This window comes from Rhodoferax sp. RT5P35 (assembly GCF_056521385.1).
In genome coordinates this window covers 150,573-169,256 of sequence record NZ_JBWMAX010000006.1, presented here as the reverse complement: position 1 = coordinate 169,256, position 18,684 = coordinate 150,573, and the positions used below count along the sequence as shown (strand labels likewise).

Genomic DNA, 18,684 nt, shown 5'->3' with positions numbered 1-18,684 from the left:
GGCGACCCATGCGTCCTCACAGCGTGAGGCTGGCATCCAACTCGTGCCGCACCATTGTGCATGCCACTTCGTGCATCATCATAGTAGCCTTCCAGCCCAGGATCTGATAGGCCTTGGACGCGTCGCCACGGTTCTGGCGAATTTCGGTAGGGCGGAAAAATTGGGCATCTTGCACTACATGGTCTTTCCAGTCGAGAAGGACCGCGACAAACGCCGCTTCGACAAACTCTTGTAGGGAACGCGAGATGCCAGTGGCGATGACGAAATCCTGGGGCTGGTCCTGCTGCAGCATGCGCCACATGGCGTCTACATATTCCGGACTCCAGCCCCAATCGCGCCGGATGCTGAGATCACCCAGCACTAATTTTTGGCTGGCACCGCGCGCAATCTGCACGGCGCCCTGCGTGATTTTGCGGGTCACAAACCGCGGCGGACGCAATGCCGATTCATGGTTGAACAAGATGCCGTTGCAGGCATACAGGCCATAGGTATCCCGGTAGTTGGTGACCAGCCAATGGGCCGTTGATTTGGCCACCGCATAAGGGCTGCGCGGCGCAAAAGGGGTAGTTTCGGTGGCTGCCACATCACCGAGGTCACCAAAACATTCGCTGGAGCCGGCCTGGTAAAAGCGTATGGGCAGGCCCAGGAAGCGGATCACCTCCAGCAGGTTGAGCGTTGCCGTGGCAATGCTCTCCAGGGCTTCTGCCGGTTGCTCGAACGATAACCCTACCGAACTCTGGCCCGCCAGGTTGTAGATTTCTGTGGGCTGGCAGCGTGTCACGGCCTGGAGCACGCTGCGGAAGTCGTTGGTGGCCATGGACAATTTTTTGACTTGCTCGTGGATGCCCAGGCGTTGCAAGTTGTTGAAGGTGGATAACTGCGCGTCGCGCGAGGTACCCCACACTTCGTAGCCCTTGGCAAGCAAATGCCTAGCCAGAAATGCGCCATCCTGGCCGCTGATGCCGCAGATGAGCGCTTTCATTGGGCGAGCGCTGTACGGTAGGTGCCGATGGTTTCTTCCGCACATTGGCGCCATGAAAATTGCATGCGGCGGATTCGTCCTCGTTCCACCAGGACGGCCGCGGAGTCGGGCGAATTCAATAGCGTTTCCAGTGTCGCTTGCATGGCTTGAATATTAGTAGGATCAAAAAAAGCCGCAGCATCACCTACGACCTCTGGAATGGAACTGGTTTGGCTGCAAGCCACTGGGCAGTCCAATGACATGGCTTCCAGTGGTGGTATACCGAACCCCTCGTAAAAAGAAGGATAAACGAACAAGGTTGCATGGCGATAACAGGCTGCCAGGACGGCATCATTTCCGCCAATCTGCCGCACCCTCGACGCACTTCCGCCGCGCGCAATAAGTGCTTGCTCGGCCTGGGTGAACGCGCCGCCGCCAAAGCACAACAAGCCAAAGTTGTCTTTGAGCCAGGGCGATGTCTGGTAGGCCTGCAGCAGGCCTTCGAAGTTCTTGTAGCCGATTCGGCTTCCCACAAAAAGGATGTAAGGGGTATCAATGCCCAGCGCCCGTGTTCGAAATGCCTGGGCCGGTTCGTCGGTGAGCAGTTGGCCCAGGTCGTCAAAGCCCAGATAGGTGACAGACACTTTTTCAGGTGGAATCTGCGGATTGAAATACAGCAGATCTTGGCGGGTTTGCTCAGAGATGCAGATGATTGCGTCGGCAGCAGCCACCGCACGTTTTTTCCAGCGTGCTATCGGATCATGGGGTGAAAAGTGCTGCGGAAACTTTTCATGAATCATGTCGTAAACGGTGAGTACGTTTTTGGCACGGCTCGGCAGGTGGCAGAAAGGGTAGTAATACGTCCTGTGCAGTATGTCGGCTGGCATCACGCCTTCCATGAGTCCTCCTGCGACCAGGCTGGCGATCCGTAGCAAGGCTTTGGGCACGCGGCTCTGTGGCGCGTGGTGGCCACGGACGATGTTATGCGGCAGCGTTTGCAGATAACTGTTGACATGGTAGGGCGCCACGATACGTGGCTGCACATCCTGGATACGATCCATTTCTGCCGCCAAGCTCGCAAAGTAGCGCGAAATACCCCCCACGGCTTGCGAGCAGAAGATTTGTGAGTCGAAATTTACGCGCATTGAGAGAAATTAGTTGGTGCAGTTGAATTCAAAAAACTACAGAGGCTCAAGATAGAAGCGGGATCACGGATGCAAGTATGAGGCTGGGTATATTCGCTTGGGCGTAGTCGATCTTTGTAATTGACTGAGCAGACTTTGCTGTCGAGCAAGCGTATTCAGCTCTGTCGGCGGTGTAGACTCAAAAAATGAAAATTACGGTTGCCATCCCCACCATTGAAGGAAGATCTACTTATTTGGAAGCATGTTTGCGAACATGCATTTCTCAAGATGAAGATTTTGAAATTCTCGTTTCTGATAATCCAGGAAGCACTGCCCGTGATATTGTAGAGTCATTTAATGACGTTCGAATTCGTTATATTACACCTCATCGATATTTGGCAATGTCTGCACATTGGGATTTTGTCTTAAGTGAAGTAACCGGTGATTTTTTGACATTCATTGGAGATGATGATGGTTTAATGCCAGATTGCATAAAAAAAGTAAAAAATATTATTACTCAAGTTGGCGATATACCTATTCACCATTCACTTGCAAATTACTGTTGGCCTGATTTTTCCAACGAGAGTAAGCGCAATACCGTGGCATTTATACATGCATCAGGTTTGGGGGGGGGGATGGTGCAGTCAGACACGTTTTTAGGAAAAATTGCTAAAGGCCGTGCTCGTTATGTGGATGGCCCAATGGTCTACCATAATTTTATTCCGACGACATTGCTACGCCGACTTGTTGTTGATGGCGTTTTTTTCTGCCGTTCGAGTCCCGACCTTTATTCATCCATCGCAATTGCAGCGAATACGCCCCATTTTTTCTCCTCTAAAGAATTGCTCACACTTTCTGGGCAGGGGGCCAAGGCAAACGGTGCCGCTGTGCAGTTGGGTAAAGGTAGTGGATTTCTGGCAGAAGCAAAAGCTTTTTATGCGCCAAGATATGAGGGTGTTTCGATACAAATGGCATTGCTGGATGCTTTGGTCGAAGTCTCAGAACATTTTAACCAACCCGACTTGTTGTCCAAAATTGACTATGCGGCACATTTTTCGGGAGTGATCAGAGAGGCTCGTTTGATCGCACCCGGATTACGTGCGCAAGAAATTAAGTTTGCGTTGCAAGCCGCCCATCGCCATGGGGTTTTGCTTAGTACGGGTGCAGACTTGATTGGAAGTATTGCGCACAAGATTTTTCATCCATCTGCTCCTGTGTCGACTGAAGTTGCATACCAAAGTAGTCAAATATTAAAAATGCCTTCTGATACAAAAGATATTTATGATGCCACCCAGGTAATTTCAAAAATTCTCAATTAATTTGATTGCACTTGTAGTGTATTATATTTAATTTTTCGCGTATGTATCTGGAAAAAAGGCAACCAATTATAAACGCCAACAACGCACTTCCAATCAACCAGCACCATTCGACTTCTCTGCCAAGTGCAGTGGGGTGGATAGCTCGGCTTATGAACATTACCACTGATATGGGTATTCCGGGCATTGCGATATCGTGCCAGTACCAACGCCATTTTTCTTGAGGTAATAGGCGTCGGTGCATAAAGTGTATACCCAAAAAAATGTATCCGGTATTTAAGGCGACCCATACCCAGGCAGCGCCAATTGGACCATAGTGGGGGGCTATCCAGATAATCAAAGGTACTAAAATAGTAACGGCCACCATATTCATGCGTGAGGCAAATCCAGTCCACCCATGGGCTAATTGCAATATATACGGTATGCCCATGAGTCCGTTTAGCATGGTTCCTATAGCCAATGGAGTAAGAATCGGCGCGACTTGGGTTGACAGTGCAGAATTTCCAGTCCATGCGGTGATCAAGTCTTGGCCAAAAAAAATGAGTAGCAAGGCCGGTGGCATGGTGATGACACTCATTAATTGAGCGCCCATGTGATAAGAGCGTGCTAAATTTGCAGTGTCTCTTTGGGTTGCCAGTTCGGTGAAACGGGGATAAAGCGCTTGGGTCACAGGCCCTCCAGCCAAGCTGAGTCCGCTGGATACCAAAGTTGCTAATGTATAGTAGCCAAATGCTTCAAGGCTCAGTATCCGGGAGAGTAATAGCTTGTCTGATTGCGTCAGTACGAGTGCTAATGCTGTAGTAAGCAGCATACCTCCTGTAAAGCGCTGGACTTTTTTCAGGGCATGGATTGAAAATCCAATTTTATTTTCCGTTGTGGGCAAAGAGCGATACAAAATATACCGGTATGCCATGACGGCGATTACCGATACACATGCGTGCCAAGTAAAAAAGGCAGTGATGCTCGGTTGTACCCATAAGACGATGCATGCAGCACCAGCCCAACGTCCGGTAGCAACGCTGGCACCGACCATATTCAACACAATCTGTTGCTGCAAGCCTGCTATGCCACCTCTGTAAAGCCCCTCCATAACCCGCAATGCAACGATTAGCCCCATCGTGCTGACGGCTGTTTGAATTTCAGAAATAGGAAGATGTTGTGCCCGTACCCAATAGCCTGCTATTCCATGGGCACCGAGAAAAATAGTGCTGCCGAAAAATAAAGCTGCTCCTGCTGCTGCGATTTCGACGCTACGCAAAAATATGTGTATTTCACGCTCTGTGTACTGGCCCGCGGTATAGCGTGCCATTTCTCTATTCAGTGTTTGGGAAATACCCATATCCAGCAGCACTAAGCCCGCTTGAAGAAGCGTATAAAGGCCAACAATGCCATAGGCTTCCATACCCAATTGCTGGATATACACCGGCACGAACGCAAGCCCCATGAGCGCTGTCCAGGCTTGGCCCAGGTAGTTAGCTAAGATATTTTTTTTAAGCGACATGCCAATGGCCGTGCATCAAGCGGTATGACGGATGGTTGCAGTTGGGATGTAGCCGTGTACCAGCATCGCCAGCACATCCTGCATGGTTTCCAAGTCACCCCGCGCAGCCGCAGTTTCGAGACGGCGTAACTTTTGCTTTAAAAGCCCCCAGCCTACAAAGTCTTCCTGCGCTTTCGTGATGCGAGGATGTGCGGTAGGCTCAGGATTTTCGCCGATCAGCAGCTCTTCATACAGTTTCTCACCTGGGCGCAAGCCGGTAATGCATATTTCAATATCGCCATCGGTACGGAGGGCATCACGCAGCGTCAGGCCGGATAGAGCAAGCATGCGGTGTGCAAGGTCTAATATCTTTACCGGCTTGCCCATTTCCAACACAAATACATCCCCCCCATGCGCCATCGCACCGGCCTGCAGCACCAGTTGTGCGGCTTCGGGAATGGTCATGAAGTAGCGGGTCACCTCTTCATGGGTGACGGTCAGCGGTCCGCCATTGGCCAATTGCCGCCGAAACAAGGGCACAACGCTGCCGCTGGAGCCAAGCACATTGCCAAACCGCACCATGGCGAAGACGGTGTTGTTGGGGCTGCTGGTGTGCTCATCCCACTGCACCACTGGGCTGGCGGCCAGGGCTTGCAGGATCAGTTCGGCAATCCTCTTGGTGGCACCCATCACATTAGTGGGGCGCACGGCCTTGTCGGTGGAGACCAGCACAAAATGTGCAACAGAGGTGGTGACGGCTGCACGTGCCATGTTTAGCGTGCCAAACACGTTGTTCAGTATGCCTTCGGCCGGATTGCTTTCTACCAGCGGCACGTGCTTGTACGCGGCGGCGTGGTAGACCGTGGCAGGCCGGTACTGGGTGCAGATAGCTAGCATCCGCGCATAGTTGCCTACACTGCCTAGCAGGGGCACCAGTTCTACTGCCAGATCACAGCTCGTACACAAAGCTTGCAGCTCAGCATGGATGGTGTAGAGGCCAAATTCACTGTGGTCCACCAGTACCAGGCGCAGGGGCCGTTCCACCACAATCTGCCGGCACAATTCGCTGCCAATGCTGCCGCCTGCACCTGTCACCAGCACGGTTTTGCCGGTGAGGTTGCGGGCCAATAGCTCGGGGTGGGGCGGGATGGGTTCGCGGCCCAAGAGGTCTTCGATGTCGAGTTCTCGGATGTCTTGCACCGTGACACGGCCGCTGGCCAAATCCGATAAGCCAGGCAAGGTTCGGACATGCACGGGAAGCGTTTGCAGGGTTTGCAAAATCTCGTTGCGGCGCTCCCGGCTCACGCTGGGGATGGCCAGCAAGATGTCGGTGACATTTTCTCGGCTGACGATGCCGGGGATCTGCTGTGGCCCGTACACCGGCACGCCATTGATGCTACGACCAGCTTTTGCCGGATCATCGTCAACAAAACCGAGAATGGTGTAGGTGCGCGTGCTGACCAGCGCGGCGGCGGTTTGCACCCCGGCGTTGCCTGCGCCATAAATCAACAGGCGTGCACTGGCGGTGCGCCGGACATCGCTGTCCAGGCCCGCCAGCCAGAAGCGGGCGACCGAGCGGCTAGCCCCCACCAGCAGCAAAAAAATCAGGGGCTGCAAAATCCCGATGCTGCGCGGAATCACTTCCCACTGCATCCATTGCATCCATTGCAAAAGAACAAACAGCCATACGGTGTAAATCCCCACAGCCTTGGCGGTGGCCGTGAGGGCCGCCATACCGGTGTAGCGAAATATCGCGCGGTACAGGCCAAAGCGCACAAAAATCGGCACCGCCAGCACCGGACACAGTACGTACACCGCCCATTGCGCACCGGCGGGCCAATGCAGCTTGTCCAGCCGCAGAGTGAACGCCAGCCACATGGCAAACAGGCCCAAGATGACATCGAGCGTGACCACCACCAGACGTTTCGTCGAGCGGGACCATTCCAGAATCGCGTGGTGGTTCAGGATAAATACCGGCATTATTCGGGACGCGGTGGGGCTGGATGGGCCTTGGCCAGCACATCCGCCACAAGTTCCAAACGTACCAGGGGGCTGTCCAGGGCCAGCAGGTTGTGCTTCACCTGCACCGACAGCGGCAGCATTTCACACCAGCGGTTGGCCACCCAGCCGCAATCCTCCAACTGCAGCGGCGGCAGAATAGGGAAGCGGTTTTCTGCGACATGTTGCGCGCGCAGTGTCTGGATCAGTTGGCCCAAGCTTGTGGATGCGTGCGCCAGGTCACTGGGGACGGGCGTGGCGGCATCGTCGTCCAGCAGCTCCACATCCGCCACCCATTGGCCATGGGCGAGCTGGCGGCTGGATTGGATACGAAAACGCTCGGCGCCCACACAGTCAATTTCCATCAAACCTGCTTGGGGAGCGTCGAAATGGTTGATTCGGGCCAGCGTACCCACCGGGTAGAAGCTTTCATTCGCCATCCCGGGGCGGCGTACTTCGGAGCCCTTCAACAGCGAGACGATGCCGAAGGGCGTGCCCGCCTTGCGGCATTGCTCCACCATGTGCAGGTAGCGCACTTCAAAAATACGCAAGGGCAGCAGACCACCGGGGAACAGCACGGTTTCCAGGGGGAACAAGGGCAGGTTGGGGTAGGCGCGGGGTGTGGACACAAGGGGGCTCTAAGACGACAAATACAGGCGCTATCATCCCACGACCCGAATAGGCGTTTGCATGCTGTACCAAATCATCTCGTTTTTGTTAGAAGTCGCCACCGGCCTGGTCGGTAGTGCCTGCCTGTTGCGCCTGTATATGCAATACCAACGCATTTCATTTCGCAACCCTGTCGGCAACCTGGTGTTTGCGCTCAGTGACTGGCTGGTGCTGCCGCTGCGGCGAATGGTGCCTGCAGTAGGACGCTGGGATCTGGCCAGTGTGATTGCCCCCATTCTGTTGAAACTGCTGCAGTTCTTCTTGCTATGGTTATGGGCTGGCGGTGTGGCGGGGATACTGGCGGTGCCGGTGTTGGCGTTGTTTGGCGTGGTGTCGATGGTGATTACCGGCCTGATCGGCATGCTGCTGGTTTACAGCGTGCTGTCGTGGATGCAAACCCGCTCACCGTTGTCGGACGTATTGGAGCGCCTGTGCGCGCCCTTGCTGCTGCCGGTGCGGCGCATCGTGCCGCCGGTTGGGGGCTTTGATCTGTCGGCGCTGGTGCTGCTGGTGCTGCTGCAGGTTGCATCCATCGTGATGAACTACGCGCTGCCTGCGGTGCTGGCAATGGTGTAGGCCCGCACGTTGCTATCTATTTTTACTATCTTTCTAGTAGCAGCTAGCGCAGGTAGAAATTGCGCTAGCTGCCGATTTTGCCTCTTAAAAAAGGCTTGAAAACCTAAACTACTGCATCCACCGGCTGCTTGAGGAGCATAGCCAGCGTGTGGGCGATGGTTTTGCGCAGTTCTTTGCGGTTGCAGATCAGGTCGATCGCACCCTTTTGCTGCAAAAACTCGGCCCGCTGGAAGCCTTCGGGCAGTGTTACGCGCACGGTGGATTCGATCACGCGGGGGCCGGCAAAGCCGATCAGCGCCTTGGGCTCGGCAATCACCACGTCGCCCACAAACGCAAAGCCCGCGCTTACGCCGCCCATGGTTGGGTCGGTCAGCACGCTGATGTAAGGCAAGCCTTTCTTGGCCAGGCGGGTCAGCGAGGCATTGGTCTTAGCCATTTGCATCAGGCTCAGCAGGCCTTCTTGCATGCGCGCGCCGCCGGTGGCGGTAAAGCAGATGAAGGGCACTTTTTGCTCGATGGCGGCGTGCACGGCGCGCACAAAGCGTTCGCCCACCACGCTGCCCATGCTGCCGCCCATGAATTCAAACTCAAAGCAGGCCACCACCACGTTGATGCCGTGGACCGACCCGCCCATCACCACCAGCGCATCGGTTTCGCCGGTGTTTTCCATCGCTTCTTTGATGCGCTCGGGGTACTTGCGGCTGTCCTTGAACTTCAGCGGGTCGACCGGCACTACCTCCTGGCCCAGCTCGTAGCGGCCTTCGGCATCCAGAAACACATTCAGGCGCGCGCGGGCGCTGATGCGGTGGTGGTGGCCGCAGGTGGGGCAGACGTTCTGGTTCTGCTCCAGGTCGGTCTTGTACAGCACGGTTTCGCAGCTTGGGCATTTGATCCATAGCCCCTCGGGCACGCTACGCCGGTCGGCTGGGTCGGAGCGCTGGATTTTGGTGGGGAGCAGTTTTTCAAGCCAAGACATGGGGTTTCCTCTGTACTAGTGGCGCGCCCTGGCCATCCAGGGGCGCGCCAGGGATTATGCGTCCAGCGCTGTGCGGATACCGCGCAGGAAGTCGGCGGCGGTGGCCACCACCTGGTCGTGCGGCTGGTTTTCGATCAGCTGGATGATCTTGCTGCCGATCACCACCGCGTCGGCCACCTGGCCAATGGCGCGGGCGGTTTCCGCGTCGCGGATGCCAAAGCCCACGCCCACGGGAATGTGCACGTGCTGGCGGATGCGCGGCAGCATGGCCCCGACCGCGCCGGTGTCCAGCGTGCCTGCACCCGTCACGCCCTTGAGCGACACGTAATACACATAGCCGCTGGCCACCTGGGCCACCTGCTGCATGCGTTTTTCGGTGGAGGTGGGTGCCAGCAGGAAGATCAGGTCCATGTGGTGGGCCTTGAGCTTGGCGGCAAAGTCCACGCATTCTTCGGGCGGGTAGTCCACCACCAGCACGCCGTCTACACCGGCCTTGGATGCATTCTGGATGAAGGCGTCCTTGCCGCGGGTCTGGCTATGTACGTGGTTATAGCGCTCCACCGGGTTGGCGTAGCCCATCAGCACCACGGGTGTTTGCGCGTCTTGCAGGCGAAACTGGCGCACCATCTCCAGCACCTCGGCCATGCCGATGCCAAAAGCCAGGGCCTTGTCGCCCGCTTTCTGGATCACCGGGCCGTCGGCCATGGGGTCGCTGAACGGAATGCCCAGCTCGATCACATCGGCTCCGGCGGCCACCATGCCGTGCATCAGCGCGGGCGTGATGTCGGCGAAGGGAAAGCCTGCAGTCACATACGGGATCAGCGCCTTGCGGCCCGCTTTCTGGAGCTGGGCGAAGGTCGTGGCAATACGGCTCATACGGCCTCCTTGGCGGCGTTTGCAGTGCTAGCGCCCTTGACGGTCAGGCCGCGCATGGAAGGGCGGTCGTAAAAGTCGCTGCCGGACAAATCGGCCACCGTGCCAATGTCCTTGTCGCCCCGGCCCGACAGATTCACCAGAATCGACTGGTCGGGCCGCATGGTTTTGGCCAGCTGCATGGCATACGCAAAGGCGTGGCTGGATTCCAGCGCGGGGATGATGCCCTCAGTGCGGCACAGGTAGTGGAAGGCAGCTAAAGCTTCCGCGTCGGTGATGCCCACGTATTCGGCGCGGCCAATGTCCTTCAGAAACGCATGCTCCGGGCCGACGCCGGGGTAGTCCAGCCCGGCGCTGATGCTGTGGGTTTCGGTGACTTGGCCATTCGCGTCTTGCAGCAGATAGGTGCGGTTGCCGTGCAGCACGCCAGGGCTGCCTTTTTGCAGGGATGCCGAGTGCTTGCCCGATTCCAGGCCCTCGCCCGCCGCTTCCACACCGATCAGCCGGGTAGCTGCATGGTTAATGTAGGGGTAGAAAATGCCCATGGCATTGCTGCCACCGCCCACGCAGGCCACCACGGCATCGGGTTGGGGGCTGGTGCAGCCTGCGGCCGCCAGCATCTCGGGCATCTGCACCAGGCATTCATTGCCGATCACGCTCTGGAAGTCGCGCACCATCATCGGGTAGGGGTGCGGGCCCGCCACCGTGCCGATGATGTAGAAGGTGTTGTCCACATTGGCCACCCAGTCGCGCATGGCTTCGTTCAGCGCGTCTTTCAGGGTTTTGCTGCCCGACTCCACCGGCACCACGGTGGCACCCAGCAGCTTCATGCGGTAGACGTTGGGGCTTTGGCGCTTCACGTCTTCGCTGCCCATGTAGACCACGCATTCCAGGCCGTAGCGGGCGCAGATGGTGGCCGTGGCCACGCCGTGCTGGCCCGCTCCCGTCTCGGCAATGATGCGCGGCTTGCCCATGCGCTTGGCCAGCATGGCCTGGCCGATGGTGTTGTTGATCTTGTGCGCGCCGGTGTGGTTCAGGTCTTCGCGCTTGAGAAAGATCTGCGCGCCGCCCATTTCACGGCTGGTGCGGGCCGCGTGGTAGATGGGCGAAGGCCGGCCCACAAAGTGCGCCAGTTCCGATTCAAACTCGGCCAGAAAGGCCGGGTCATGCTGGTACTGGGCGTAAGCGTCTTTCAGCTCTTCAATGGCGTGGGTCAGCGTCTCGGAAACGAAACTGCCGCCATATATGCCGAAGTGGCCTGAGACATCAGGCTGTTGGTAGGTTGTCATGGTTTAACTTTGCAAGTTGGTCGTCTGCCGCGCGCACAGCGGCGACAAACTGGTGGATTTTTGCGGCATCTTTGATCCCTTTGAGGGTTGCCCCTCCGGTAGCGGAGATCTCGACACCGGAGCTCACATCAACGGACAGCGACAGAGCGCGTGGCAGAACCTGCAAAATGCCATCGGTCACGTTTGCAGGCGTGAGTCCACCACTTAAGACGAGGTGAGAGCTGACGCTTGGAGGAAGACGTGACCAATTGAATGTTTTTCCGCCGCCGCCATATCCATCGACGTGTGCGTCGAGCAGGATGGCTTGGGCTGTTGCGTAATCGGATACGAATTTTAGCAAGTCAAATGGCTGGCTGTCATCCAGGGGAATCCGGGCCGCCCGTAAAAACGGCCGCGTGCCGTTGGCACTGGCCGCCCAGCACTCCGCAGGCGATTCTTCACCATGAAATTGCACTGTAGCGCAGGGTACGACTGCACAAGCAGCTATTACATTAATAGCGGTCTCGTTGACGAACAATAAAACCGGCGTGACGAAAGGCGGCAGGCGCTTAGCCAGTTCTGCGGCACGCTGGGGCGTCACGTAGCGCGGGCTGGGCGGGTACAGCACAAAGCCGACCGCATCGGCCCCAGCGGCTACCGCTGCGTCCACGTCCTGCTCGCGGGTCAGGCCGCAAATTTTGATGCGGGTGCGGTGGTAGGTCATTTCTATGGCATCCAGTCAAAAGCGGCGGTTCGGGTGGGAAGGCCCCAGTGTGCGGGATACACCGGCCCCATGAAATACAAACCGTCTGGCGAGAAGGTGGGCGCGGCAGCGTTGCGGTCGCGCGCGGCCAGCACTTCCAAAATCCACTCGGGTGGCTGGAAGCCCTGGCCCACCGCCACCAGGCAGCCCATCAGGTTGCGGATCATGTGGTGCAAAAATGCGTTGGCTTCAAATTCAAAACGCCAATACACGCCGCGTTGGGCAATGTCGATGCGGGTCAGATTTTTGACCGGCGACAAGGCCTGGCAGCGCGCCGCCCGGAACGATGAAAAGTCGTGCTCGCCCACCAAATGCGCGGCGGCCTGCTGCATGGCGGCCAGGTCCAGTGGGCGGTAGACCCAGCCCACCCGTCCGCCCTCCACGCTGGGGCGCACCGGCGACTCCAGCAGCGCGTACACATAGCGTCGGGCTACGGCGCTGGCACGGCAGTGGAAGCTATCGGGCATTTCCTGGGCCCACTGCACCGCGATATCGCGGGGTAAAAATGCATTCACGCCGCGTACCCACGAAGCGGTGGGGCGCTGCAGGGGCGTGTCGAAGTGCACCACCTGCATCAGGCCATGCACCCCGGCATCGGTGCGGCCCGCGCACAGAGTGGACACCTTGCGCTGGCTAAACGCGGCCAGGGCGGCCTCTAACTTGTCTTGTACGGTGTTGCCCGACAACTGGCTCTGCCATCCCTCGTAGCCCTGGCCGTTGTAGCTCACGCCCAGGGCTATCCGCACCTTGCAGCCCCTCGGTGCAGAGGCATCAGGACAGGCTGTCCAGGAATTTCTGCGCTTTGGCGCGCAGCGCGCCGGTGGCTTCTTCCAGCACTTCTTCGGCCAGAGCGCGGGCACCGTCTTCGTCGCCGATGGAGCTGAACTCTTCGGCCAGCGAGAGTTTGGTGGCCAAAGGGTCGCCTTCGTCAATGTTGTTGGTGCCCGCTGTATCGGCCTCGGGGTCCAACCCCGCGGCAGCGGCGGGCAGCGGATCTTCTAGATCCAGTGACAAGGAGCCCAGGTCGAATGCAAGAGGCCCTGTCGTGTCTTCTGCCAAAGGCGGGTGTGCCGCAGCAGCGACACCCGAAAGCGGGCTGGATGCCGTGCTCAGGTCCAGGTCAAAGTCCAGGCCGTCGATGGATGCATCTTCGACCGCATCGGGCAGTTCTAGGGCTGCGGGTACGGTGAGTGATGAAGCCAATGGATCAGACACCGCCGGGGTGGCAAGTGCATCGGGACTATCGGATATCGCACGCAGATCGCTGTCCATGAAGTCCAGGTCCAGATCAAGGTCCAGACCTTCCAGCCCGGCAGGGGGCTCCGACACGGGGGCAAAATCCTCGGCAGATGGTTCTGCACGCAGACTGTCCATCCAGGCGGGGCTATCGGCCGCGGTGCTGACGGCGTTCTGCTCAGCCGATTGGTATAAGCTGTTGCCGGGCTCCAACCCGTGGCCTATTGCGGCGATGCGGTCCCATTCGGGTCCCTGGCCGCCAGTGAGTGCATGGGCTACAGCGGCCAAGCCTGCAAAGTTGACGGCATCGCGGCGCTTGGCGTAAATCTCCAGCAGTTTGCTGTGGATGGCAATGCGTTCTGGCGTGGCGCGCAAGGCTTCCTTGAGGATTTCTTCGGCTTGCAAATCGCGCCCATAGGCCAGGTACACATCGGCTTCGGCCACTGGATCGACATCGCTGGCGGCATCCAACTGGCTAGGCGAATACGACATGCTGGATGCAGGTGCATCGTCGGCATGGGTGTCCACGCGCTGTCCCCCACTGGCACCAAAGAACGAATCGGCCTGCAGGCGGCTTTCCAGAAACGAGCTGTCGGCACTGGCCAATTGCTTGCGTTTGCGGGCGCTGTAGATGCCCAGGCCGCCCAGCAGAGCAAGCAAACCCGCGGCAACCCACACCAGCGGGTTATCGCGCAGCGTATCTGTCCAGCTGCCAGAGTCTTCGGCAGGGGAGGCGGATGGTGCACTGGCAGCGGATGCCGGAGCGGCTACGGGCGCTGCCGGTTCGGACGCGGGCGCAGACACAGCGGGTACGGCGGGTGCAGGTGCGGGTTGTGCAGGGGCCGACGCCACTGCGGGTGCGGGCACGGCCACGGGTATCGCGGGCAGTTCAGGTACCGGCGCTTTGGCCACACTGGCTGCCGGTGCGGGCGGCACCACGGTGGACGCCCCCAACTTGTTCAGTGCGGTGATGTTTTTGGCGAGTTCGGCGACACGGGCCTTGGATTCTTGTTCGGCTTTGTCGCGGGCGATTTTGTCTTCGTCGGTTTTGCTCTTGAGCGCGCCTTTGGACAGCGTCAGCTTGTCGGGTGCGGCAGTGGACGGTTTTTTCTCATCGACCTGGGCTTGCACTTTGCCGCTGGCTTTGCGGTCAGCTTCGGCTACCTGTACCGCCGGTACACCAGTCGCCAGCTTGTTTCGGAAGGCGTTGAAGTCGCGGCTTTGCGCCGTGATGATCTGCGTGGCTTCTACGGGCGCAGTGCTGCTTGCCTGGGTGGCATCGGGCAGGTTCAGTACCGCACCGGCTTTCACCCGGTTCACGTTGCCGTTGATGAAGGCATTCGGGTTGGCGCGCAACATGGCGACCAGCATCTGGTCCAGCGACACGCTCGTGGGCTTGCTGGCGCTGGCAATTTTGCTGGCGGTGTCGCCCGCTTTCACGGTGACCTGTTTTGCATCGCTGGCAGCGGGTTTGGCGGCTGCACTGGGGGCGATGGGTTTAGCTGGGGCGGTGCGCGCAGGAGCGGCTACAGCGGGCGGGGCGGGCGACACGGTGGCTGCAGCCTGTGGGGCAACTGCCGGGGCTGGCGCAGCGGGCGCGGTGATCTGCGGTGCGATAGCCGCCGCTGCCGGGGCCGGGCGCGTTGAAGGCGGGTCCAACAGGATGGTGTAGTCGCGCACGATCCGGCCTGAGGCCCAGTTGACCTGCAAAATCAGGTCGATAAAGGGATCGGTGACAGTGCGGTTGCTGCTCAGCCGCAAAAATGATTTGCCGTCGGCCCGCCGCTGCAGCACGATGCGCAGGTCGGTCAGTGCCGCGTTGTATTCCAGCCCAGCCGCACGAAAGGCTTCCGCCGGGGCCACCTCGGGTTTGAGGCTACTGGCCTCGTCGGCGGTGATGTCAGGCAGTTCAATTTCAGCGCGCAGAGGTTCGCCCAAACCGGACAACACCGTCATGCGGCCCAAGGACAGCGCCATGGCACTGCTGCTGGCCAAGCCTACCAATGTTGCCACCACAGCTGCCGTGGTGGCAGACGTCTTCCAGCGGGGTGCAGAAACAGAGCTTCTGGCGCTATCAACCGGGCAATTTTTGTTCATCATTCGGGCATGCACTGCGACACTGAAATAGGAAAAATCACCATAACATCAATGTCTTAGGCTGACAAGATGACGTAAGGCTCTTACGGTTGCAACACCGGTTTTCACTGGCGTTGCATCAGGTTACATACTACCAAATGTCGGTTAACAGTCGGTAGCTGCGTTAAGCAGCAAGCAAGATCCGTAGCATGCGGCGCAAAGGTTCGGCTGCGCCCCACAGCAGCTGGTCGCCAATCGTGAACGCACCCAGGTACTCGGGTCCCATGGCCAGCTTGCGGATGCGGCCCACCGGGATGCCCATGGTGCCGGTCACCGTTACGGGGGTCAGGTCTTTGACCGTCGCCTCGCGGGTGTTGGGCACCACGCGGACCCAGTCGTTGTCCTGGGCGATCAGGGCTTCGATATCGGCCAGGGGCACGTTCTTTTTCAGCTTGAAAGTGAGCGCCTGGCTGTGGCAGCGCATGGCACCCACGCGCACGCAGAAGCCGTCGACTGGGGTGATGGCCGTGCCGAAACTGGGGCCCTGGCCGAGGATCTTGTTGGTCTCGGCCCCGGCTTTCCATTCTTCCTTGCTGGAGCCGTCTCCCAGGTCTTTGTCGATCCAGGGGATCAGCGAGCCGCCCAGGGGCGCGCCAAAGTTGGCGATTTCCGCCGCGCTCAGGTTCTGCTGCTTGGCCAGCACCTTGCGGTCGATTTCCAGGATGGCGGATTTGGGGTCGTCCAGCAGAGTGCGGACTTCGGCGTTCAGCGTGCCAAACTGTGTCAGCAGTTCGCGCATGTGCTGGGCACCGCCGCCAGATGCAGCCTGGTAGGTCATGCTCGTCATCCATTCGACCAGACCGGCCTTGTACAGCGCGCCCACGCCCATCAGCATGCAGCTCACCGTGCAGTTGCCGCCGATCCAGTTCTTGCCGCCCTTAGCCAAGGCGTTTTGGATGACCGGCAGATTCACCGGGTCGAGCACGATGACGGCATCGTCGTTCATGCGCAGGGTGCTGGCAGCGTCGATCCAGTGGCCGTTCCAGCCGGCAGCGCGCAGCTTGGGGAAGACTTCGCTGGTGTAGTCGCCGCCTTGGGCGGTCAGGATGATGTCGCAGCGCTTGAGCGCGTCGATGTTGTACGCGTCTTGCAGCGTGGGTTCATTCTTGGCCTCTGCGGGGGCTGGGCCACCGGCGTTGGAGGTGGAGAAGAACATCGGCTCGATCAGGGCGAAGTCGCCCTCTGCCTGCATGCGGTCCATCAGCACCGAGCCGACCATGCCGCGCCAGCCTACCAAACCTACTAAGTTACCTACTTTCATACCATCGCCCTTTTAAAAAATGAGTTTTTTAGCCCTGGCTCGTCGAGCCGGGGGAGGGCGTGACGAACCGGGCTGGATCAGCCTTTGGTTGTCTTGGTAATTGCAGCGACCACAGCGTCGCCCATTTCCCGCGTACCCACCTTCGCCGTGCCTGCGGAATAGATGTCCACGGTGCGCAAACCCTGGGCAAGCACGGATTGCACCGCAGACTCGATACGGTCGGCAGCGTCGGCTTGTTGGAGTGAGAAACGTAACATCATGGCAGCGGACAGGATTGTAGCCAGTGGATTGGCGATGCCCTTGCCCGCGATGTCCGGCGCGCTGCCATGGCTGGGCTCGTACAGGCCCTGGTTGTGCGCGTTCAGGCTGGCCGAGGGCAGCATGCCGATGGAGCCGGTAAGCATGGCCGCCGCATCGCTGAGGATGTCGCCAAACATGTTCCCGGTCACGATCACGTCGAACTTCTTCGGGGCTTTGACCAACTGCATGGCCGCGTTGTCCACGTACATATGGTCCAACGCCACATCGGGGTATTCCTTGCCCACCTCGGTGACCACGTCTTTCCAGAACTGGAAGGTTTCCAGCACGTTGGCCTTGTCCACGCTGGTGACCCTTTTGTCTCGCTTGCGGGCGGCCTGGAAGGCGACGTGGGCGATGCGCTCGATCTCCGGGCGGCTGTAGCGCATGGTGTCGAAGGCTTCTTCGGAGCCGGGGAAATGCCCGTCCACCGCGGTGCGGCGGCCACGCGGCTGGCCGAAGTAGATGTCACCGGTCAGCTCGCGGATGATCAGAATATCCAGACCCGCCACCAGCTCGGGCTTGAGGCTGGACGCATCCACCAGCTGCTCGTAGCAGATGGCGGGGCGGAAGTTGGCGAACAGGCCCAGGTTCTTGCGCAGGCCCAGAATGGCTTGCTCGGGGCGCAGCGGGCGGTCCAGCGTGTCGTATTTCCAGTCGCCCACGGCACCGAACAGCACGGCATCGGACTCTTTGGCCAGCTTCAAGGTGGCATCGGGCAGCGGATGGCCAAACGCGTCGTAGGCCGCACCGCCGACCAGGGCGGTTTCCATCTCGAACGGCAGTTCCAGCACGTTCAGCACCTTGATGGCCTCGGCCATGATTTCCGGGCCAATGCCGTCACCGGGCAAGACTGCGATTTTAAGGGACGTCATATTTAAAAATTTATAAGAAATAGGCCTCTAGCGCAGGTTCTATCTACGCTAGTAGCTATGAAAAGTATAGTTAAGCGCCCACGACCGTAGTGTGCGCCAACCAGGGCTTGGTGGCCAGACGCTCGGCTTCAAAGGCCTTGATCTTGTCGGACTGCAGCAGCGTCAGGCCGATGTCGTCAAAACCGTTGAGCAGGCAGTATTTGCGGAAAGCCTGCACCTCGAATGGCAGCTCTTCGCCCTGCGGCATCATGACCACCTGGCGCTCCAGGTCGATGGTCAGCGTGTAGCCGGGGAAGGCCAGGCAGGCATCGAACAGCGCGGCGACTTGCGCTTCCGGCAGTTGAATAGGCAGCAAGCCGTTCTTGAAGCTGTTGTTGAAAAAGATGTCGGCGTAGCTGGGCGCGATGATGGCGCGAAATCCGTACTGGTCGAGCGCCCAAGGCGCGTGTTCGCGCGACGAGCCGCAGCCGAAGTTCTTGCGCGCCAGCAGCACCGAAGCGCCTTGGTAGCGCGGCTGGTTCAGCACGAAGTCGGGGTTCGGTCGGCGCGTGGCGGGGTCCTGGCCGGGGAAGCCCGCGTCCAGGTAGCGCCATTCGTCAAACAGATTCGGGCCAAAGCCGGTCTTGCGGATCGACTTCAGAAACTGCTTGGGGATGATGGCATCGGTGTCCACGTTTTCACGGTCCATCGGGGCCACCAGGCCCTGCACAACGGTAAATTTTTGCATTATTTGGTCGCCGCGCCTTCGATTTTTTCACCCGCTTTTTGCACGTCCTGGCCCACGCCGCGCACGGTGTTGCAACCGGCCAGGGTCAGGGCAAATGCGATGGCGATCAGGGTGGCAAATTTTTTCATGGGAGTCTTTCAGGGATGGT

At 58.8% G+C, this 18,684-nt stretch carries 18 protein-coding genes; 3 read left to right on the top strand and 15 right to left on the bottom strand.

Annotated features, from left to right (window positions below):
* Positions 1–16 precede the first annotated feature (16 nt).
* Positions 17–982: a GDP-mannose 4,6-dehydratase gene (locus AC097L_RS11410; RefSeq protein ID WP_479586487.1), complete on the bottom strand. Its 966-nt coding sequence runs from the start codon at positions 980–982 to the stop codon at positions 17–19.
* On the bottom strand, positions 979–2,106 hold the full coding sequence (locus AC097L_RS11405) for a glycosyltransferase family 4 protein (protein ID WP_479586486.1): 1,128 nt from the start codon (positions 2,104–2,106) through the stop codon (positions 979–981). Before AC097L_RS11405 ends, AC097L_RS11410 begins: the two co-directional genes overlap by 4 nt.
* 185 nt (positions 2,107–2,291) lie before the next feature.
* Between AC097L_RS11405 and AC097L_RS11400 the strand changes: the two genes are divergently transcribed.
* The gene (locus AC097L_RS11400; protein ID WP_479586485.1) at positions 2,292–3,404 is read left to right on the top strand and encodes a glycosyltransferase family A protein; all 1,113 of its coding nucleotides are present in this window, start codon (positions 2,292–2,294) and stop codon (positions 3,402–3,404) included.
* Here AC097L_RS11400 and AC097L_RS11395 read toward each other — a convergent pair.
* Genes AC097L_RS11395 through AC097L_RS11385 form a run of 3 tightly spaced genes read right to left on the bottom strand, consistent with a single transcriptional unit; the run spans position 3,397 to position 7,508 of the window.
* Complete coding sequence (locus tag AC097L_RS11395) at positions 3,397–4,902, bottom strand: lipopolysaccharide biosynthesis protein (RefSeq protein ID WP_479586484.1); 1,506 nt, start codon at positions 4,900–4,902, stop codon at positions 3,397–3,399. The two genes, AC097L_RS11400 and AC097L_RS11395, sit on opposite strands and share 8 nt — an antisense overlap.
* 15 nt (positions 4,903–4,917) lie before the next feature.
* On the bottom strand, positions 4,918–6,861 hold the full coding sequence (locus AC097L_RS11390) for a polysaccharide biosynthesis protein (protein WP_479586483.1): 1,944 nt from the start codon (positions 6,859–6,861) through the stop codon (positions 4,918–4,920).
* Positions 6,861–7,508, bottom strand: coding sequence for an LON peptidase substrate-binding domain-containing protein (locus AC097L_RS11385; protein WP_479586482.1), 648 nt, complete (start codon positions 7,506–7,508; stop codon positions 6,861–6,863). Before AC097L_RS11385 ends, AC097L_RS11390 begins: the two co-directional genes overlap by 1 nt.
* Before the next feature lie 61 nt (positions 7,509–7,569).
* On the opposite strand from AC097L_RS11385, the gene AC097L_RS11380 reads away from it, so the two are divergent.
* Entirely contained in the window at positions 7,570–8,124 is a 555-nt protein-coding gene (locus AC097L_RS11380) for a YggT family protein (RefSeq protein WP_479586481.1), read from the top strand.
* A 103-nt stretch (positions 8,125–8,227) separates the two neighbouring features.
* Here the strand turns inward: AC097L_RS11380 and accD are convergent, their stop codons facing one another.
* The 6 genes from accD to AC097L_RS11350 are packed head-to-tail and all read right to left on the bottom strand — an operon-like array spanning position 8,228 to position 15,217.
* Complete coding sequence (gene accD / locus AC097L_RS11375; protein ID WP_295955508.1) at positions 8,228–9,100, bottom strand: acetyl-CoA carboxylase, carboxyltransferase subunit beta; 873 nt, start codon at positions 9,098–9,100, stop codon at positions 8,228–8,230.
* A 54-nt stretch (positions 9,101–9,154) separates the two neighbouring features.
* Positions 9,155–9,976, bottom strand: a complete 822-nt coding sequence (trpA, locus tag AC097L_RS11370) for a tryptophan synthase subunit alpha (protein ID WP_479586480.1) — start codon at positions 9,974–9,976, stop codon at positions 9,155–9,157.
* Positions 9,973–11,262 carry a tryptophan synthase subunit beta gene (gene trpB / locus AC097L_RS11365; RefSeq protein ID WP_479586479.1) on the bottom strand — a complete coding sequence of 430 codons (1,290 nt, stop codon included), beginning with the start codon at positions 11,260–11,262 and terminating at the stop codon, positions 9,973–9,975. The genes trpA and trpB overlap by 4 nt, the downstream gene beginning before the upstream one ends.
* Positions 11,240–11,965 carry a phosphoribosylanthranilate isomerase gene (locus tag AC097L_RS11360; RefSeq protein ID WP_479586478.1) on the bottom strand — a complete coding sequence of 242 codons (726 nt, stop codon included), beginning with the start codon at positions 11,963–11,965 and terminating at the stop codon, positions 11,240–11,242. Before AC097L_RS11360 ends, trpB begins: the two co-directional genes overlap by 23 nt.
* A 2-nt stretch (positions 11,966–11,967) precedes the next feature.
* On the bottom strand, positions 11,968–12,750 hold the full coding sequence (gene truA, locus AC097L_RS11355) for a tRNA pseudouridine(38-40) synthase TruA (RefSeq protein WP_479586477.1): 783 nt from the start codon (positions 12,748–12,750) through the stop codon (positions 11,968–11,970).
* Positions 12,751–12,775: 25 nt separating this feature from the next.
* Complete coding sequence (locus AC097L_RS11350) at positions 12,776–15,217, bottom strand: FimV/HubP family polar landmark protein (protein ID WP_479586476.1); 2,442 nt, start codon at positions 15,215–15,217, stop codon at positions 12,776–12,778.
* Between AC097L_RS11350 and AC097L_RS11345 the strand changes: the two genes are divergently transcribed.
* Positions 15,216–15,368, top strand: coding sequence for a hypothetical protein (locus tag AC097L_RS11345; protein WP_479586475.1), 153 nt, complete (start codon positions 15,216–15,218; stop codon positions 15,366–15,368). The genes AC097L_RS11350 and AC097L_RS11345 overlap by 2 nt on opposite strands.
* A gap of 132 nt (positions 15,369–15,500) precedes the next feature.
* On the opposite strand, the gene asd is transcribed toward AC097L_RS11345, so the two are convergent.
* The 4 genes from asd to AC097L_RS11325 form a co-directional block, all read right to left on the bottom strand.
* Positions 15,501–16,637 carry an aspartate-semialdehyde dehydrogenase gene (asd, locus tag AC097L_RS11340; protein ID WP_479586474.1) on the bottom strand — a complete coding sequence of 379 codons (1,137 nt, stop codon included), beginning with the start codon at positions 16,635–16,637 and terminating at the stop codon, positions 15,501–15,503.
* A gap of 77 nt (positions 16,638–16,714) precedes the next feature.
* Positions 16,715–17,809 (bottom strand): 3-isopropylmalate dehydrogenase, encoded by a 1,095-nt coding sequence (gene leuB, locus AC097L_RS11335; protein ID WP_479586473.1) that lies wholly within the window; start codon positions 17,807–17,809, stop codon positions 16,715–16,717.
* Between the two features lie 70 nt (positions 17,810–17,879).
* Complete coding sequence (leuD, locus tag AC097L_RS11330; RefSeq protein WP_479586472.1) at positions 17,880–18,536, bottom strand: 3-isopropylmalate dehydratase small subunit; 657 nt, start codon at positions 18,534–18,536, stop codon at positions 17,880–17,882.
* Positions 18,536–18,664 carry an entericidin A/B family lipoprotein gene (locus AC097L_RS11325; RefSeq protein ID WP_479586471.1) on the bottom strand — a complete coding sequence of 43 codons (129 nt, stop codon included), beginning with the start codon at positions 18,662–18,664 and terminating at the stop codon, positions 18,536–18,538. The genes leuD and AC097L_RS11325 overlap by 1 nt, the downstream gene beginning before the upstream one ends.
* Between the last annotated feature and the right edge of the window lie 20 nt (positions 18,665–18,684).

Excerpts from the sequence above, each read along its gene's own strand:
- AC097L_RS11410 (WP_479586487.1), bottom strand. The coding sequence starts at position 982 with ATGAAAGCGCTCATCTGCGGCATCAGCGGCCAGGATGGCGCATTTCTG.
- AC097L_RS11405 (WP_479586486.1), bottom strand. The coding sequence starts at position 2,106 with ATGCGCGTAAATTTCGACTCACAAATCTTCTGCTCGCAAGCCGTGGGG.
- AC097L_RS11400 (WP_479586485.1), top strand. The coding sequence starts at position 2,292 with ATGAAAATTACGGTTGCCATCCCCACCATTGAAGGAAGATCTACTTAT.
- AC097L_RS11395 (WP_479586484.1), bottom strand. The coding sequence starts at position 4,902 with ATGTCGCTTAAAAAAAATATCTTAGCTAACTACCTGGGCCAAGCCTGG.
- AC097L_RS11390 (WP_479586483.1), bottom strand. The coding sequence starts at position 6,861 with ATGCCGGTATTTATCCTGAACCACCACGCGATTCTGGAATGGTCCCGC.
- AC097L_RS11380 (WP_479586481.1), top strand. The coding sequence starts at position 7,570 with ATGCTGTACCAAATCATCTCGTTTTTGTTAGAAGTCGCCACCGGCCTG.
- accD (WP_295955508.1), bottom strand. The coding sequence starts at position 9,100 with ATGTCTTGGCTTGAAAAACTGCTCCCCACCAAAATCCAGCGCTCCGAC.
- trpA (WP_479586480.1), bottom strand. The coding sequence starts at position 9,976 with ATGAGCCGTATTGCCACGACCTTCGCCCAGCTCCAGAAAGCGGGCCGC.
- trpB (WP_479586479.1), bottom strand. The coding sequence starts at position 11,262 with ATGACAACCTACCAACAGCCTGATGTCTCAGGCCACTTCGGCATATAT.
- AC097L_RS11360 (WP_479586478.1), bottom strand. The coding sequence starts at position 11,965 with ATGACCTACCACCGCACCCGCATCAAAATTTGCGGCCTGACCCGCGAG.
- AC097L_RS11345 (WP_479586475.1), top strand. The coding sequence starts at position 15,216 with ATGGCACTGCTGCTGGCCAAGCCTACCAATGTTGCCACCACAGCTGCC.
- AC097L_RS11350 (WP_479586476.1), bottom strand. The coding sequence starts at position 15,217 with ATGGCGCTGTCCTTGGGCCGCATGACGGTGTTGTCCGGTTTGGGCGAA.
- asd (WP_479586474.1), bottom strand. The coding sequence starts at position 16,637 with ATGAAAGTAGGTAACTTAGTAGGTTTGGTAGGCTGGCGCGGCATGGTC.
- leuB (WP_479586473.1), bottom strand. The coding sequence starts at position 17,809 with ATGACGTCCCTTAAAATCGCAGTCTTGCCCGGTGACGGCATTGGCCCG.
- leuD (WP_479586472.1), bottom strand. The coding sequence starts at position 18,536 with ATGCAAAAATTTACCGTTGTGCAGGGCCTGGTGGCCCCGATGGACCGT.
- AC097L_RS11325 (WP_479586471.1), bottom strand. The coding sequence starts at position 18,664 with ATGAAAAAATTTGCCACCCTGATCGCCATCGCATTTGCCCTGACCCTG.